Here is a 1,133-nt window from a genome sequence, read left to right on the forward strand (position 1 = left end):
GACACCAACGCCAAGGTAATCGGGTTTGATAATGAGGGTGTGTTTGGATTCATCAGGGATGAGCATAATAAAAACAAGGGTTTTAGGAAGTAATTAGGCTGCTTTTTTGACAAGACAAAGATGCGGTAAAAAATGCTAAAAAAACGAATATGAACGAAGCATTCAAGGTTGAAAGAGGCGTAATTCTAGCAACTTTAAAGCCGCTTTTTGGATTAAAAACAACCTTGAACAAACGACAGTTAAACGGATTAAAAAGAGGGCTAAAAAAAATATACGCCTGAAATTACGCTTTTACTGTTTTCGTTTCTTAAAAGGCAGCAAACGAACCCCTAATCTAACTTGATGCACCTTTTGCAACACATCATAATCATAACCGAGTGCCCAACCTTTTTGGGAGACAAATTGCAAACCAACCGTCAAACTAGAAAAAGCATTGACATTCCCACCCACCCCCGCATTCAAAAACAGCCCATTGCTAGGTATTGGAACAGGGGTATTGATGCGAATGGTTTTAGTGATCTGCTTTGGTATTTTTAGTTTATAATCTAAATGGTTTTGCAACAGCTGCCCCTCCACCAACGATTCATAATAGACCGTCAAATTATCATCTTCTAAACTGTCTTGATAAAGCTTTGCAGCCATGTGTTGAGTGGTGTCCACTAAAGGACTTGGAATCCGTTGATGAAAACTATCCACATAAATAATTCTAGGTTCAGGAACGACTTGTCGAGGCAATTGCACGATAACAGGAGCTGGCAAAATCGTATCTAGAACAATCGTTGTATCAGCTCTAAATTCATGCTTCTTACTCGAGCTAGATTCTTGCTTGCATTGCTGCAAGAAAATTACGTATCCAAACAAACATAGAATCAAAGCAAATTGTAAATTCTCTTTCATGAAGGATGGTATTTAAGGTAGGCTTCAATAATTGCCAAGGTATAAGCCGCAATCCGATCTCGTCCTTTGGTTGTCATTAAATAGGTTCTGCATTCTTGCTCATTGTCCATAAAAAAATGCTCCAGGAGAATGGCGGGCATATTGGTCAAATGTACCAAATCAAAATTCCTGCGTTTGATGCCTCGAAACGTACTTTCTGGAAAATGTTGGACAAACAAGGCTTGAGACCAATGCGC

Annotated in this window: 2 protein-coding genes; both read right to left on the reverse strand. The window is 39.1% G+C overall.

Annotated elements, in window-relative coordinates:
• Window positions 1-291: 291 nt before the first annotated feature.
• Window positions 292-897: a hypothetical protein gene (locus CG11_RS26150; RefSeq protein WP_052599917.1), complete on the reverse strand. Its 606-nt coding sequence runs from the start codon at window positions 895-897 to the stop codon at window positions 292-294.
• Window positions 894-1,133: N-acetylmuramoyl-L-alanine amidase (locus CG11_RS26155; RefSeq protein WP_197043955.1), on the reverse strand; the 240-nt coding region annotated here is incomplete at its 5' end. The genes CG11_RS26155 and CG11_RS26150, both read right to left, overlap by 4 nt.

This window comes from Aureispira sp. CCB-QB1, assembly GCF_000724545.1.
Taxonomy (GTDB): Bacteria; Bacteroidota; Bacteroidia; order Chitinophagales; family Saprospiraceae; genus Aureispira.

Excerpts from the sequence above, each read along its gene's own strand:
- CG11_RS26150 (WP_052599917.1), bottom strand. The coding sequence starts at position 897 with ATGAAAGAGAATTTACAATTTGCTTTGATTCTATGTTTGTTTGGATAC.